11 protein-coding genes are annotated in these 15037 nt (G+C 63.8%); 7 read left to right on the top strand and 4 right to left on the bottom strand.

All coding sequences use genetic code 11. The features are described from left to right. Both cysN and cysQ read left to right on the top strand, forming a co-directional pair. Nucleotides 1-1938 carry a sulfate adenylyltransferase subunit CysN gene (gene cysN, locus AC04SI_RS11105; RefSeq protein ID WP_404277265.1) on the top strand — a complete coding sequence of 646 codons (1938 nt, stop codon included), beginning with the start codon at nt 1-3 and terminating at the stop codon, nt 1936-1938. A gap of 10 nt (nt 1939-1948) precedes the next feature. Beyond that, nucleotides 1949-2737, top strand: coding sequence for a 3'(2'),5'-bisphosphate nucleotidase CysQ (cysQ, locus tag AC04SI_RS11100; RefSeq protein ID WP_404277448.1), 789 nt, complete (start codon nt 1949-1951; stop codon nt 2735-2737). A gap of 29 nt (nt 2738-2766) precedes the next feature. Here cysQ and AC04SI_RS11095 read toward each other — a convergent pair whose 3' ends face one another. The 4 genes from AC04SI_RS11095 to AC04SI_RS11080 all read right to left on the bottom strand — a co-directional run bounded on the left by AC04SI_RS11095 (nt 2767) and on the right by AC04SI_RS11080 (nt 6834). Next, the gene (locus AC04SI_RS11095; RefSeq protein WP_404277266.1) at nt 2767-3909 is read right to left on the bottom strand and encodes a DegT/DnrJ/EryC1/StrS family aminotransferase; all 1143 of its coding nucleotides are present in this window, start codon (nt 3907-3909) and stop codon (nt 2767-2769) included. Nucleotides 3910-4240: 331 nt separating this feature from the next. Beyond that, nucleotides 4241-5164, bottom strand: a complete 924-nt coding sequence (locus AC04SI_RS11090) for a carbohydrate kinase family protein (protein WP_404277267.1) — start codon at nt 5162-5164, stop codon at nt 4241-4243. Next, nucleotides 5161-5607 carry an RbsD/FucU family protein gene (locus tag AC04SI_RS11085; RefSeq protein WP_404277268.1) on the bottom strand — a complete coding sequence of 149 codons (447 nt, stop codon included), beginning with the start codon at nt 5605-5607 and terminating at the stop codon, nt 5161-5163. The genes AC04SI_RS11090 and AC04SI_RS11085 overlap by 4 nt, the downstream gene beginning before the upstream one ends. A gap of 3 nt (nt 5608-5610) precedes the next feature. Beyond that, complete coding sequence (locus tag AC04SI_RS11080; RefSeq protein WP_404277269.1) at nt 5611-6834, bottom strand: ROK family transcriptional regulator; 1224 nt, start codon at nt 6832-6834, stop codon at nt 5611-5613. Nucleotides 6835-7103: 269 nt separating this feature from the next. On the opposite strand from AC04SI_RS11080, the gene AC04SI_RS11075 reads away from it, so the two are divergent. From AC04SI_RS11075 to glgB, 5 genes are all read left to right on the top strand, one after another. Continuing rightward, a complete protein-coding gene (locus AC04SI_RS11075; RefSeq protein ID WP_404277450.1) occupies nt 7104-8081 on the top strand; it encodes a sugar ABC transporter substrate-binding protein in 978 nt (325 codons plus the stop codon). Between the two features lie 157 nt (nt 8082-8238). Further along, nucleotides 8239-9300 (top strand): ABC transporter permease, encoded by a 1062-nt coding sequence (locus AC04SI_RS11070; RefSeq protein ID WP_404277270.1) that lies wholly within the window; start codon nt 8239-8241, stop codon nt 9298-9300. A 2-nt stretch (nt 9301-9302) separates the two neighbouring features. Next, nucleotides 9303-10085 (top strand): ATP-binding cassette domain-containing protein, encoded by a 783-nt coding sequence (locus AC04SI_RS11065; RefSeq protein WP_404277271.1) that lies wholly within the window; start codon nt 9303-9305, stop codon nt 10083-10085. 143 nt (nt 10086-10228) lie between these two features. Next, nucleotides 10229-12691: a glycogen/starch/alpha-glucan phosphorylase gene (locus AC04SI_RS11060; protein WP_404277272.1), complete on the top strand. Its 2463-nt coding sequence runs from the start codon at nt 10229-10231 to the stop codon at nt 12689-12691. A 121-nt stretch (nt 12692-12812) separates the two neighbouring features. Beyond that, the gene (gene glgB / locus AC04SI_RS11055; protein WP_404277273.1) at nt 12813-15026 is read left to right on the top strand and encodes a 1,4-alpha-glucan branching protein GlgB; all 2214 of its coding nucleotides are present in this window, start codon (nt 12813-12815) and stop codon (nt 15024-15026) included. The last annotated feature ends 11 nt before the right edge of the window (nt 15027-15037 follow it).

Genomic DNA, 15037 nt, shown 5'->3' with positions numbered 1-15037 from the left:
ATGCGCCACATCCTGGCCAAGAGCCTCGCCCCGACCGACAGCATCCGCGAATACATGGCGGCGCAGGAGAAGAAGTCACTGCTGCGCTTCCTCACCTGCGGGTCCGTCGACGACGGCAAGTCGACCCTGATCGGCCGCCTGCTGTCAGACACCAAGCAGATTTTCGAGGACCAGCTCGCCGCGCTCGAGCGCGATTCGCGCAAGCACGGCACCACTGGCGACGACATCGACTTCGCGCTTCTGGTCGACGGCCTCGAGGCCGAGCGCGAGCAGGGCATCACCATCGACGTCGCCTATCGCTTCTTCGCCACGCCGAAGCGCAAGTTCATCGTTGCCGACACGCCCGGCCACGAACAGTACACGCGCAACATGGCGACCGGCGCCTCGACTGCCGATCTCGCCATCGTGCTGATCGACGCCCGCCAGGGTGTGCTGCGCCAGACCAGGCGTCATTCGATCATCGCCTCGCTGCTCGGCATCCGCCACATCGTGCTCGCCGTCAACAAGATCGACCTCGTCGGTTTCGACCATGGCGTCTTCGATCGGATCGTCGAAGACTACAGGCAGTTCTCGCAGGAACTCGGCTTCCAGACGGTCATGCCGATCCCGATGTCCGCCCGCTACGGCGACAACGTCACCGGCCGCTCCGACAAGACGAAATGGTATTCCGGCCCGACGCTGATCGAGCATCTCGAAAACGTGTCGGTCGATGAAGCTGCCGCCGAGCTGCCGTTCCGTTTCCCGGTGCAGTATGTCAACCGCCCCAATCTCGACTTCCGCGGCTTTGCCGGCACCATCGCGTCCGGCACGGTTGCACAGGGTGACGAGGTCGTCGTCGCCAAATCCGGAAAATCCTCGCGTGTCAGGCGCATCGTCGCGCATGGCGGCGATCTTCAAAAGGCCGTTGCCGGCCAGGCCATCACCTTGGTTCTCGACGACGAGGTCGAGGTCTCGCGTGGCAACATGCTGGTGTCGCCGGCAGCCAGACCGCAGGTCGCCGATCAGTTCGCCGCCAACATCGTCTGGTTCGACGAACACGCTCTGCTGCCCGGCCGCTCCTACATCCTGCGCACCGAGACCGACCAGACCAGCGCCACCGTCACCGACCTGAAATACCGCGTCAACGTCAACGACTTTGCCCATGAGGCGGCGAAGTCGCTGGAGATGAACGAAGTCGGTATCTGCAACATCTCGACCCGGTCGCCGATCGCCTTCGACACCTTTGGCGAGAACCGCACCACCGGCGCCTTCATCCTGATCGACCGCATCACCAACGCCACGGTCGGCGCCGGCATGATTTTGCATTCGCTGCGCCGCGCCGAAAACATCCACTGGCAGTCGCTCGATGTCGGCAAGCATGGCCGCTCCGACCTGAAGAACCAGCGCCCCGCCGTGTTCTGGTTCACCGGGCTTTCCGGCTCGGGTAAGTCGACCATCGCCAATCTGTTCGAGAAAAAGCTCTTCGCCTCGGGCCGCCACACCTACATCCTGGATGGCGATAATGTTCGCCACGGCCTCAACCGCGATCTCGGCTTCACCGATGCCGACCGCGTCGAAAACATCCGCCGCGTGGCCGAAGTGGCGCGCCTGATGGCCGATGCCGGGCTGATCGTCATCGTATCCTTCATTTCCCCGTTCAGCGCCGAGCGGCGCATGGCCAGGGAGTTGATGGCCGACGGCGAGTTCATCGAAGTGTTCGTCGACACGCCGTTCGAGGAATGCGCCAGGCGCGATCCGAAGGGCCTCTATGCGCGGGCGCTGAATGGCGAGATCAAGAATTTCACCGGCGTCGATTCACCGTATGAGGCTCCGGAAAAACCCGAAATCCATCTCGAGACACTCGGCAAATCTGCCGAGGAGATGGTAGAGGCCCTGGAACTCTGGCTGAACGAGCGCGACATTGCCGAAGACCAATACGACAACGGCGGCGGTATCTGACGACGAGGCGATGCTCGGCGTATTCGAGCGCCTTGCGCTGGAGGCCGGTCGCGAGGTCATGCGCGTCTTTCACGACGGCTGCGCGGTCGATCGCAAGTCCGACAGTTCACCGGTGACCGAAGCCGATCGCGAGAGCGAGAAGATCATCCTCGCCGGCCTGCGCGCCGCATTTCCGGAAATTCCATGCGTGGCCGAGGAGGAAGCCTCGGTCGGCGTCATGCCGAGCGATCTCGGTGATGCCTTCTTCCTGATCGATCCGCTCGACGGCACCAAGGAATTCGTCAACCGCAGGACCGATTTCACCGTCAACATCGCGCTGGTTCGCCATGGCGTGCCGGAAGTCGGCGTCGTCTTCGCGCCCTGCACCGGGCGCTTCTTCTCGGGACGGCCAGGCAGGGCGGAAACAATCGAAGTCGATGACGATTTTCGCATCGTCGGCCGCCGGCCGATTTCTGCGCGACCGGCCGCTGAGCCGCCGGCCGTCGTCGCCAGCCGCTCCCACAACACGCCGGAAACCGACGCCTTCATCCGTGATCTCGGCGCCGCGGAGATCGTGTCGGTCGGTTCGTCGCTGAAATTCTGCCTCGTCGCGGCAGCCGAGGCTGATATCTATCCGCGCTTCGGCCGCACCATGGAATGGGACACGGCGGCCGGCGACGCGGTGCTGCGCGCTGCAGGCGGCGTGACGCGCACGCTGGACGGCAAGCCGCTGGCTTACGGCAAGCGCAAGCAGGCTGACGACGCGGATTTCGCCAACCCGCATTTCATCGCCAGCGGGAAGGCAGCAAGTCCGGCCTGACGATTCACCTGGCTGACGGCGCTCGCATTTTACGCCGCGGCAACGTGCGCAGAGTTCGAGCCGATGTAGTTGCGGATCGTCTCGATGATCCGGTCCTGGTCGGCTTCGCTGAGATAGGGATGCATCGGCAGGCACAGGATGCGCTTCGGCAGTTCCTCCGAAACGGCAAGGCCGGTCGGTGTGCGTGGATAGTCGCGATAGGCGATCTGGCTGTGCAGCGGCTTCACGTAATAGATGACCGAGGGGATGCCCTTTTCGCCCAGATGCGCCTTCAGCCCGTCACGTTTCGGCGTTTCGATGGCATATTGCGCCCAGGCTGACCGGCTGCCGTCCAGATTGCGGGACGCCTTGACGATGTCGCCGAGGCCTTCGGCATAGCGCTTGGCGACCACCTGCCGGGCGACCATCTCGTCTTCCAGGATCGCCAGCTTCTCGATCAGGATCGCTGCCTGCAGCGTGTCGAGTCGCGAATTGATGCCGACGCGGACATTGTCGTATTGCGTTTCGCCCTTGCCGTGGAACGCGAAGGAGCGGAGCTTGTCGGCCATCGCATCGTCATTGGTGAACATCGCGCCGCCATCGCCGTAGCAGCCGAGGGGCTTCGCCGGATAGAAGCTGGTCGAGCCGACATGGCCGAACGCCCCGCACATCTTGCCGTCGAGCGAGCCGCCCATCGACTGGGCGGCATCCTCAATCACCAGCAGCCCTTCGCGGTTGGCAATCGCCATGATCGCCTCGTAGTCGGCGGCGAGCCCGAACAGGTCGACCGGGATGATCGCCTTCGGCTGCAGCCGGCCTTCCTCTTTGATCATGGCGATCGCCGCCTCGAGGCTGGCGATGTCGATGTTGTAGGTCTCCGGATCGACGTCGACGAACACCGGCTCGGCCTTGGCCAGCGCCACGACTTCCGCCGTCGCGGCAAAGGTGAAGCTCGGCACGAACACAGCATCGCCCGGTCCGATGCCGGCCGCAAACAACGGCAGCAGCAGCGCGTCGGTACCGTTGGCGCAGGCCACGACATGTTTGGTGCCGACATAGGCGGCGAGGTTGTTCTCGAATTCCGTGACCTGAGGCCCAAGGATGTAGCGGCCATCCTCGACGACATGGTCGATCGCGGCTTTCAGCCGGTCGCGGATTCGTTCGCGCTGCGCGCCAAGATCGATGAACTGCATGTCGGCCTCAAAACGGATTAGTGCGTGTCGCCCAAAAGCTTGCCCACGGGCCGGACCCGAGGGTGTGCCGATTTCGGGACAACGACACGCACAACAAACTTGATCGGCCCGCTGGTACCAGACTTGGCGCGGTCGAGAAAGCCGAACCGCCCAAACCGCGAATTGCCTAGGTGTCGCAGCCTGTTACCGCGATTTCAGGGTGCATTGCCGCAGGATGCCGGAATTCCGGCCTTCGCTGGGCGCGACACGTCCCTTTCATCGCGTCTTTTCGCCTCGCGAAACATAAAGTGATCAGTTGGCAAAGCGCATTTCCGGCCGTTCTGCGCTCCGATCAGGCGATTTCATGCCGCCAAGGCGGATTGGCGCCGGCCCGCGATACGGTCACCGCTGCGGCCTTGGCGCCGAGCGCCAGCGCCTGGCGGATCGCGTCCTCGGGCAGGTCGCCGATCGCCGCCTTGGTGAGCAGGCCCTGTTCGTGCAGCGAGGCGAGGATGCCGGCGTTGAAGGTGTCGCCGGCGCCGACCGTGTCGACCACCGTGACCTTCTGAGGCATGACCGTGACCTTGTGCTTCCGGCTGTATCCGACAGCGCCTTCGCTGCCATGGGTGACGACGATCAGCTTCGGCCCGCGATCGAGCCAATTGCGGATGACGTCCTCATGTGAGCCGGCTTCGCCGAACCAGTCCAGGTCCTCGTCCGACAATTTCACGATGTCGGCCATGGCCATCATCGAGCGAATGCGCCTGAGGTGCTTGGCCTTGTCGGGGATGAAATTCGGCCGGATGTTGGGGTCGAGCATCATGACTCGGCGCTCGTGCTCGCGCCGCATGAACTCCTCATAGGCCGATCCGGCCGGCTCCGAGATCAGGCTGATGGCACCGAACAGCATCGCCTCGATCTCGGCGCCGAGTTCCGGCAGATCCTCGATGGTCAGCATGCGTCCGGCAGTGTTCTCGTCATAGAAGGTGTAGGTCGCCTGGCCGTTGTTCAGCCGCACGAAGGCAAGCGTCGTCGGACGGGGCGAGGTGTGCGCGTAGGTCGAGCTGACCTTGCTTGCCCCCAGAGCGTCCCGGAACTGGCCGCCGAACAGGTCGGACGACAGGCCGGAAAAGAAGCCGGCGGGGGCGCCCAGCCGGCCGAGCGCGATCGCCGTGTTGAACACCGCGCCGCCGACATAGGGCGCAAAGGCCGGCTCGCCCTCGGTCGTCGTGCGCGGCAGCATGTCGATCAGGGCTTCGCCGCAGCAGAGGATCATTGTTTCTTGGTCTCCGGCGGATAGATCACGCCCTTGCGGATGATGATGTTGGCGTAGAGCCTGGGTTCGCTGGTCGCTACGATCGCGTGCGCGGCCTTGACCCGTGCATAGAAGTCGGGGCCGGCCAGCGCAACCACCTTGTGGCCCGGCGCGCGCCTGGCGCAGACCGCCTCCATCTCGTGATGAACCGGATCGGCAAGCGTGGGATCGCCCTTGACCGAGGCGCGAAACAGCGCTTCCGGCACGGCGTCGTCCACGGGCAGGACACTCAGGATGGCGTCGAGCACCGGGACCAGCGGATGACCGTCGGCGCGGATGAGCCGCTTCGCCTGTTCCTCGGCCGGATAGTTGCCGTCGACAAGCGCGATCTCGTCGCCATGGCCCATGCCGCGCAAGATCGCCAGAAGCTCCGGACCGAGCAGCGCCGGAATGCCAATCAGCATGGCTCAGGCGCTCCTGGAAATCGTGGTCGAGCCGATCAGGAAGCGCTCGGAAAGCGGCAGGCTGGCGCCGCCCAGCGCCCGCGCATGGATGCCGACCGTGCCCTCGCGCACGGCGGGAAGCTTGAGGCCTTCGCCGTCGATCGTGCCGATCACCTCGATGACGGCATCGACGAGACGGCGGCGTACGGTGAGCGGCATCCAGCCGTCGATCACCGCCGCTTCGAAATCGATCACCGAGGACGCCGCGACGATGGCATAGGCGAGCGCCTGGGAGGCGGTGGCGATCCACGTGTCGAGCTCGTCGCCGATGTCGCCCCAGTCCTGCGGCGAAGTCCACAGATGCGAAGCCTCGACGCCGCGCGCATTGAGCGCCTTTTCCAGCATGGCGATCGAGGCGACGTCGATCAACTGCGTCGGCTTGCCGTCGGGTCCGGGCACCGGCATTGAACCCAGCGCGCCGGCATTGCCGGTCGGACCGCCGAAAAGCCGGCCGTTGAGCACGATGCCGCCGCCGGCAAAGGCGCCGATATAGAAATAGACGAAGTCGCGCGCCGCCGCCTGGCCGAAGACAAGTTCGGCGCCGCAGGCCGAAGTGGCGTCGTTCTGCAGATAGACCGGAAAATCGCACTGCGCCTGGATGTCTGAGCGGATGTCGCGATGGCGCCATTCGTCCATGACCTCGCGCGGCGCACCCGCCGTGTCCGCCCAGTTCCACAATTCGAACGGCATGGCGATACCAAGCCCGGCAATGCGCTTGTCCTGCGCCGGCGTCAGTTCGCCGCGCATTGTCTTCATGCCGGCGGTGACGAATTCTACCGTCTCGCGCGGCGCCGGATAGCGGTAGGAGTGGTGCAGCATCGAGCGCACGGTACCGAGGAAGTCGATTAGCACCAGCTCGGCGCTGCGGCGGCCGATCTTAAGGCCGATGAAGAAGGCACCTTCGGGATTGAGCGCCATTGGAATCGAAGGCTGGCCGATCTTGCCGCGCAGCGGCGCCTGGCGGACGAGCAGGCTGTCTTCCTCCAGCTCGCGCATGATGACCGAGACGGTCTGCGCCGAAAGCCCGGTCATGCGCGCTATGTCGGATTTGGCCAGGCTGCCATGTTGGCGCACGAGCGACAGCACCAGCCGCTCATTGTGGTCGCGCATCCCGCTCTGGTTGGTGCCACGGTGCAGACGACTCTCTGCTGCCTCGGGCGAACCGTGCCTCGCAATGCCGGTCTCCACCCTTGTTCCTCCCGTCATTTCCCCACACTGCTTTTGGGCCAGAATGAGCGAACGAGGCAAGTGTGTCAATAATAAATAAGAGTGATTTAATTATTGACACGCCGCCCGGACTGGTGTCTGTTGGGCCGGCGTCCGCGCTGGGAGAATATCGTTGGATGCGCTTGAGATGCCGGTTGGCCGGCATCCTGAATGGTTCCCATGGGAGGAAGATCGTGACCAAGTCAAAACTGTTGAAATCCACCGTGTTTGCCGCGGCCGGCCTCGGCCTGATGGCTTTTGCATCGACGGCATCGGCCGCCGGTGTCGGCGCCTGCCTGATCACCAAGACCGACACCAATCCTTTCTTCGTCAAGATGAAGGAAGGTGCCACCGCCAAGGCCAAGGAACTCGGCGTCGATCTCAAGACCTACGCCGGCAAGATCGACGGCGACAGCGAGAGCCAGGTGGCGGCGATCGAAAGCTGCATCGCCGACGGCGCCAAGGGTATCCTGATCACCGCTTCCGACACCAAGGGCATCGTGCCGACGGTGAAGAAGGCGCGTGACGCAGGCCTGCTGGTGATCGCGCTCGACACCCCGCTTGATCCGATCGACGCCGCCGACGCGACCTTTGCCACGGACAATCTGGAAGCCGGCAAGCTGATCGGCGCCTGGGCCGCCGCGACGCTCGGCGACAAGGCCAAGGACGCCAAGATCGGCTTCCTCGACCTGACGCCGTCGCAGCCGACGGTGGACGTGCTGCGCGACCAGGGCTTCATGATGGGTTACGGCATCGACGTGAAGGACCCCAACAAGATCGGCGACGAGGACGATCCGCGCATCGTCGGCCATGACGTGACGAACGGCAACGAAGAGGGTGGCCGCAAGGCGATGGAGAACCTTCTGCAGAAGGACAACACCATCAACGTCATCCACACCATCAACGAGCCAGCCGCTGTCGGCGCTTACCAGGCGCTCAAGGCCGTCGGTCTCGAAAGCCAGGTGCTGATCGTCTCGGTCGACGGCGGCTGCCCCGGCGTGAAGTCGGTGACTGAAGGAGTGATCGGCGCCACCTCGCAGCAGTATCCGCTGCAGATGGCGGCGCTCGGCATCGAGGCGATCGCCGCTTTCGCCAAGGACGGCACCAAGCCGAAGCCGACCGAAGGCAAGAACTTCTTCGACACCGGCGTCAACCTCGTCACCGACAAGCCGGCCAACGGCGTGAAGTCCATCGACACCAAGGAAGGCCTGGCCAAGTGCTGGGGCTGATGGCTGCCTGACAGCCAGCAACAACCTGACGGCCGGGGGCTTGATCCCCGGCCGCATCGGGTGGACGATGTGTCACTGCAAACGCGAATAATCCCGGCAGCAGACCCGGAAAGGCGTGGACGGCGTCGGCATGTGGCTGAAGCCCAGGGGAGAAAACATGGCTCAAGCTCAGGAATTCGAGAAGGTCCTCTCGGGCAGCGACACAAGCGTTGCCGCTTTTGACGAGCACAAATCGGCCGTCAAACGCGCCCAGCATTTCCTGCATTCCACGCCGGCCGCGGTGCCGCTGATCGTGCTGGTCCTGTCGATCATCATTTTCGGTATCACGATCGGCGGGCGTTTCTTTTCATCCTATACGCTGACGCTGATCCTGCAGCAGATCGCCATTGTCGGCATTCTCGGCGCCGCACAGACGCTGGTCATCCTGACCGCCGGCATCGACCTGTCGGTCGGCGTCATCATGGTGATTTCGGCCGTGATCATGGGCAATTGCGCGGTCACCTACGGTATGCCGGCCATTCTTGCGGTAACCATCGGCCTTGCCGCTGGTGGCGCCTGCGGCCTGCTCAACGGGGTGCTGGTCGCTTACATGAAGCTGCCGCCCTTCATCGTGACGCTTGGCACCTGGAACATCGTCATGGCCACCAACTTCATCTATTCGGCCAATGAGACGATCCGCGACACCGACGTCGACGTCCAGGCGCCGCTGCTGCATCTGTTTGCCCTGAGTTTCAAGGTCGGCACGGCCGTGCTGACGCTCGGCGTCATCGCCATGGTCTTGCTCGTGCTCCTCTTGTGGTACGTGCTCAACCACACCGCATGGGGGCGTCATGTCTACGCCGTCGGCGACGATCAGGAGGCCGCGAAACTGTCGGGCATCCAGACCAAGAAGGTGCTGATGACGGTCTACGCCCTTGCCGGGCTGATCGCCGCTTTCGCGGCCTGGGTCTCGATCGGCCGCAATGGCTCGATCTCGCCGTCGGCCGCCGTGACCGACTACAATCTGCAGGCCATCACCGCGACGGTGATCGGCGGTATCTCTCTGTTCGGCGGACGCGGCTCGATCCTCGGCACGCTGTTTGGCGCCATGATCGTCGGTGTCGTCTCGATGGGCCTCAACATGCTGGGCGCCGATCCGCAATGGAAAGTGCTGCTCACCGGTGTGCTGATCATCGGCGCCGTGGCGATCGATCAATGGATCAGAAAGGTTTCGGCATAGTCATGACCCAGGAACCCATCCTCACCGCGCGCGGCCTAGTCAAGCGCTATGGCCGCGTCACCGCCCTCGACAATGCCGATTTCGACCTCTATCCGGGCGAAATCCTGGCCGTCATCGGCGACAACGGCGCCGGCAAGTCATCGCTGATCAAGGCGATTTCCGGCGCGGCCGTGCCCGACGAAGGTGAAATCCGGCTTGAAGGCAAACCCGTTGCCTTCAAGTCACCGATGGAGGCCCGCGAAGCCGGCATCGAGACCGTCTACCAGAACCTCGCGCTGTCGCCGGCGCTGTCGATCGCCGACAACATGTTCCTCGGCCGCGAGATCCGCAAGCCGGGCCCGCTCGGCAGCTGGTTCCGCATGCTCGACCGTCCGGCGATGGAAAAGCGGGCTCGCGACAAGCTGACCGAACTCGGCCTGATGACCATCCAGAATATCAGCCAGGCGGTGGAAACGCTGTCGGGCGGCCAGCGCCAGGGCGTGGCGGTGGCGCGCGCTGCTGCCTTCGGCAGTCGCGTGGTGATCATGGACGAGCCGACGGCCGCCCTTGGTGTCAAGGAGAGCCGCCGCGTGCTCGAACTGATCCTCGACGTCAAGAAGCGCGGCCTGCCGATCGTGCTCATCTCGCACAACATGCCGCATGTCTTCGAGGTCGCGGACCGTATCCACATCCACCGGCTCGGCCGACGCCTTTGCGTCGTCGATCCGAAGCAGATTTCCATGTCGGATGCTGTGGCCCTCATGACCGGCGCAAAGAAGCCGCCGGAGGACGCGCTGGCGGCCTGATCTGCCTCGACGGGTAAAATTGCCGCAGGTGAACCCGGTGGCGTCCCGATCTAAATCGATTGAACATATGCTGCAATGCACTAGGATGGGCTGGGAGTAGCGGTGAAAGCCGGTATGATCGCGGCACGATCACGAGAGGCATTATGACGCGCACGATGACATCCGAAGCCCCCGTCCTCGAAATCCCCGACCCCAAGACGCTCGCCGACGAAGTCCTGCTGGCCCTCAAATACAGGGTCGGCAAGGGCACCAACGTCGCCACCCAGTACGACTGGCTCACCGCTTCGATCAAGGTCGTGCGCGACCGCATCGTCGATCACTGGATGCAGGCGACGCAGGAGGCCTACGCCCAGCAGGAAAAGCGCGTCTACTATCTGTCGCTGGAATTCCTCATCGGCCGCCTGATGCGCGATGCCTTCTCCAATCTCGGTTTGATGGACAATATGCGCGAGGCGCTCAAGTCTCTCGGCGTCGACCTCGACCTCATCGCCGGGCTCGAACCGGATGCAGCGCTTGGCAATGGCGGTCTCGGCCGGCTTGCCGCCTGCTTCATGGAAAGCATGGCTACCGTCGACATTCCCGCGCACGGCTACGGCATACGCTATGCCAACGGCATGTTCCGCCAGGAAATCCATGACGGCTGGCAGGTCGAGCTGCCCGAAACCTGGCTCGACCACGGCAACCCCTGGGAGTTCGAGCGTCGCGAACGCTCCTTCGAGGTCGGCTTCGGTGGCTCGGTGGAGTCGATCACCTCGAAGGACGGCCGGCTCGAACGCCACGTCTGGAAACCGACCGAGCATGTGCTGGCCGTCGCCTACGACACGCCGGTGGTCGGCTGGCGGGCCAACCGAGTCAACACGCTACGCTTGTGGTCCGGTATGCCGATTGATCCGATCCTGCTCGACAAGTTCAATGCCGGCGACCACATCGGCGCGCTTGCCGAGAGCAACAAGGCCGATGCCTTGTCGCGCGTGCTCTATCCGGCCGATTCCCACAAGGCCGGGCAGGAACTGCGGCTGCGGCAGGAGTATTTCTTCTCCACCGCCTCGCTGCAGGACATTCTCCAGCGTCATCTCAGCCAGTATGGCGATCTGCAGTCGCTGCCCGACAAGGCGGCGATCCATTTGAACGACACCCATCCGGCCATCGCCGTGCCGGAACTGATGCGCCTCCTGATGGATGTCCACGGCATGGATTTCGACGAGGCCTGGGACATCACCAAGCGCACTTTCGGCTACACCAACCACACGCTGCTACCCGAAGCGCTTGAAAGCTGGCCGGTGCCGCTGTTCGAGCGGCTGCTGCCGCGCCACATGCAGATTGTCTACGCCATCAACGCCGAGGTGCTTCTGGAGGCGCGCGCCACCAACAAGTTCTCGGGCGAGCAGATCAGCCGCATCTCGCTGATTCAGGAAAACGGCGACCGCCGGGTGCGCATGGGCAATCTGGCCTTTGTCGGCTCGCACTCGATCAACGGCGTTTCGGCGCTGCACACCGAACTGATGAAGGAGACGGTCTTCGCCGATCTCCATAAGCTCTACCCTGGTCGCATCAACAACAAGACCAATGGCATCACGCCCCGGCGCTGGCTGATCCAGTGCAATCCCGGCCTCACCGCGCTGACCCGCGAGGCGATCGGCGACCGCTTCCTCGATGACATCGATGCGATCAAGGGGCTTGACGCCTTTGCCGACGACGCCGCCTTCCGTGACAAGTTCGCCGCCGTCAAGCGGGCGAACAAGGCCAGGCTCGCCAACCTGGTCGCCGACCGGCTCGGCATCAAGCTCGATCCCTCGGCGCTTTTCGACATCCAGGTCAAGCGCATTCACGAATACAAGCGCCAGCTGCTCAACATCCTGGAAGCGGTCGCGCTCTACGACCAGATCCGCTCACACCCCGAGCGCGACTGGATGCCGCGCGTGAAGTTCTTCGGCGGCAAGGCGGCACCCAGCTACCACAACGCCAAGCTGATCATCAAACTTGCCAACGACGTCGCCAGGGTCATCAACCGCGACCCGGCTGTGCGCGGCCTGCTGAAAGTGGTGTTCGTGCCGAACTACAATGTCAGCCTGGCCGAGATCCTGATGCCGGCCGCCGACCTCTCCGAGCAGATATCGACCGCCGGCATGGAAGCATCCGGCACCGGCAACATGAAGTTCGCGCTGAACGGCGCCCTGACCATCGGTACGCTCGACGGCGCCAATGTCGAGATCAAGGAATGCGTCGGCGACGACAACATCTTCATTTTCGGCCTGACCACCGCCGAGGTCGCCGAGCGGCGCAACAACGGCTACGATCCGCGCGCCGTGATCGAGGCATCGCCGGAACTGTCGCAAGCGCTCGCCGCCATCTCGTCGGGCGTCTTCTCGCCTGACGATCCCGACCGTTATCGCGAGCTGATCAACGGCCTCTATGGCAGCGACTGGTTCATGGTGGCGGCCGACTTCGACACCTATGCCGCCACCCAGCGCGACGTCGACACCGTCTGGCGCAACAGTCCCGACTGGTACGCGCGGGCGATCCGCAATGTCGCTCGCGTCGGCTGGTTCTCGTCCGATCGCACGATCCGCCAATATGCGAAAGACATCTGGAACGTGCCCGCCTGATATGCTTGCATGAGACCACGAACAATGTGGTCCGCGTGCATGTCGCCCAAAAGTGTGCAGCGGTTTTGGGACGACGACATGCGCAACAACAAAGGTGCCGCCCGGGGAGGGTAACTGCCTGATGAGGAAGCCGCGCGCGACCGCTGCGACAAGCGGGCCGGACGGACTGGCGCCAGCCGGCGATGTCGCGGCGATTGTCGCCGGCACGCATGGCGATCCATTCGCGGTGCTGGGCGTGCATGAAGCCGGTAAGGGCTTTGTCGCCCGCTGCTTCGTGCCGCATGCCGAGTTCGTCACCGCCTATACGCTGACCGGCAAGAATGCCGGCGAATTGTCCCGGCGCGACGATGGCGGTTTCTTCGAGGGCAAGCTGTCGCTCAAGAAACGCCAGCCGCTGCGCTATCACGCCAGGAATGCCGGCGGCGACTGGTGGCTGACCGATCCCTATTCCTTCGGTCCCGTGCTCGGCCCGCTGGACGATTACTACATCGCCCAGGGATCGCACCTCAGGCTGTTCGACAAGCTCGGCGCTCATCTCATCGACCATGAGGGCGCGTCGGGCGTGCATTTCGCCGTCTGGGCGCCCAATGCGCGGCGCGTCTCGGTGGTCGGCGACTTCAACGAATGGGACGGTCGCAGGCATACGATGCGCGACCGCCGCGACACCGGCATCTGGGAGCTGTTCATTCCCGACATAGGCGCCGGCCGGCCCTACAAATACGAGATCATCGCGCCCGATGGCGTGCGCCTGCCGCTCAAGGCCGATCCGTTCGCCTTCAAATCCGAGCTGCGCCCGGCCACCGCTTCGGTGACGGCGGTACCGCCGGCGCATGAATGGGGCGACGAAGCGCACCGCAATTTCTGGCGCAACGCCGATCCCCGCCGCGAAGCGATCTCGATCTACGAGGTCCATGCCGGCTCGTGGCAGCTGCGCGACGACGGCACCTTCCTGTCATGGGACGAACTCGCCGACCGGCTGATCCCTTATGTCGCCGAAACCGGTTTCACCCATATCGAATTCATGCCGATCTCCGAACACCCCTATGATCCGTCCTGGGGCTACCAGACCACCGGCCTCTACGCGCCGTCGGCCCGCTTCGGCGATCCGGACGGTTTTGCCCGTTTCGTCGATGGCGCCCATCGGGCCGGCATCGGCGTCATCCTCGACTGGGTGCCGGCGCATTTCCCGGTCGACGCGCATGGGCTGGCCAATTTCGACGGCACCGCGCTCTACGAGCATGCCGACCCGCGCAAGGGTTTTCATCCCGACTGGAACACGGCGATCTACAATTTCGGCCGCCGCGAGGTGGTGTCTTTCCTCGTCAACAACGCGCTGTTCTGGGCCGAGAAATACCATGTCGACGGTCTTCGCGTCGATGCGGTGGCCTCGATGCTCTACCTCGATTATTCGCGCAAGGCCGGCGAATGGATCCCCAACGAGAAGGGCGGACGCGAAAATCTCGAAGCGGTCAGCTTCCTGCAGAAGATGAACAAGGAGATCTACGGCCATCATCCCGGCGTGATGACCATCGCCGAGGAATCGACCTCATGGCCGAAGGTGTCGCAGCCGGTGCATGAGGGCGGCCTGGGCTTCGGCTTCAAGTGGAACATGGGCTTCATGCACGATACGCTGGAGTATTTCTCCAAGGAGCCGATCTTCCGCAAGCATCACCACAACGACATCACCTTCGGCCTGGTCTACGCCTTCTCCGAGAATTTCGTCCTGCCGCTCTCCCATGACGAGGTCGTGCACGGCAAGGGCACGCTGCTCGGCAAGATGGCCGGCGACGACTGGCAGAAATTCGCGACGCTGCGCGCCTATTACGCCTTCATGTGGGGCTATCCCGGCAAGAAGCTGCTGTTCATGGGCCAGGAATTCGCGCAGCTCCGCGAGTGGAGCGAGGCGCGCGCGCTCGACTGGAACCTGCTCGATTTCAGGCTGCATCGCGGCGTCTGGCAGACCGTGCGCGACCTCAACTACCTCTACCGTTCGCGCCCGGCGCTGCATGCGCGCGACTGCGAGCCGGAGGGGTTTTCGTGGCTGATCGTCGACGACAGCGCCAACTCGGTGTTTGCCTGGCTGCGCAGCGCGCCGGGCGGCAACCCGATCGCTGTCATTTCCAACTTCACGCCGGTGCCGCGCGACAATTACCGCGTGCCGTTGCCGCAGGCCGGCAAATGGCGCGAGATCATCAACACGGATGCTTCGGACTATGGCGGTTCTGGCCAGGGCAATGGCGGCGAGGTCGAGGCACGGGCGGAAGGAGGAGGCATATCGGTGACGATGCTTTTGCCGCCGCTGTCGACGACCATGCTCGAATTTGTTCCGGACTGAGTGATGTTTCA

The sequence above is a fragment of the Mesorhizobium sp. CNPSo 4689 genome, assembly GCF_057784325.1.
Note: the sequence above shows the minus strand (reverse complement) of the source record. Positions and strands in the feature narration are given on the sequence as shown.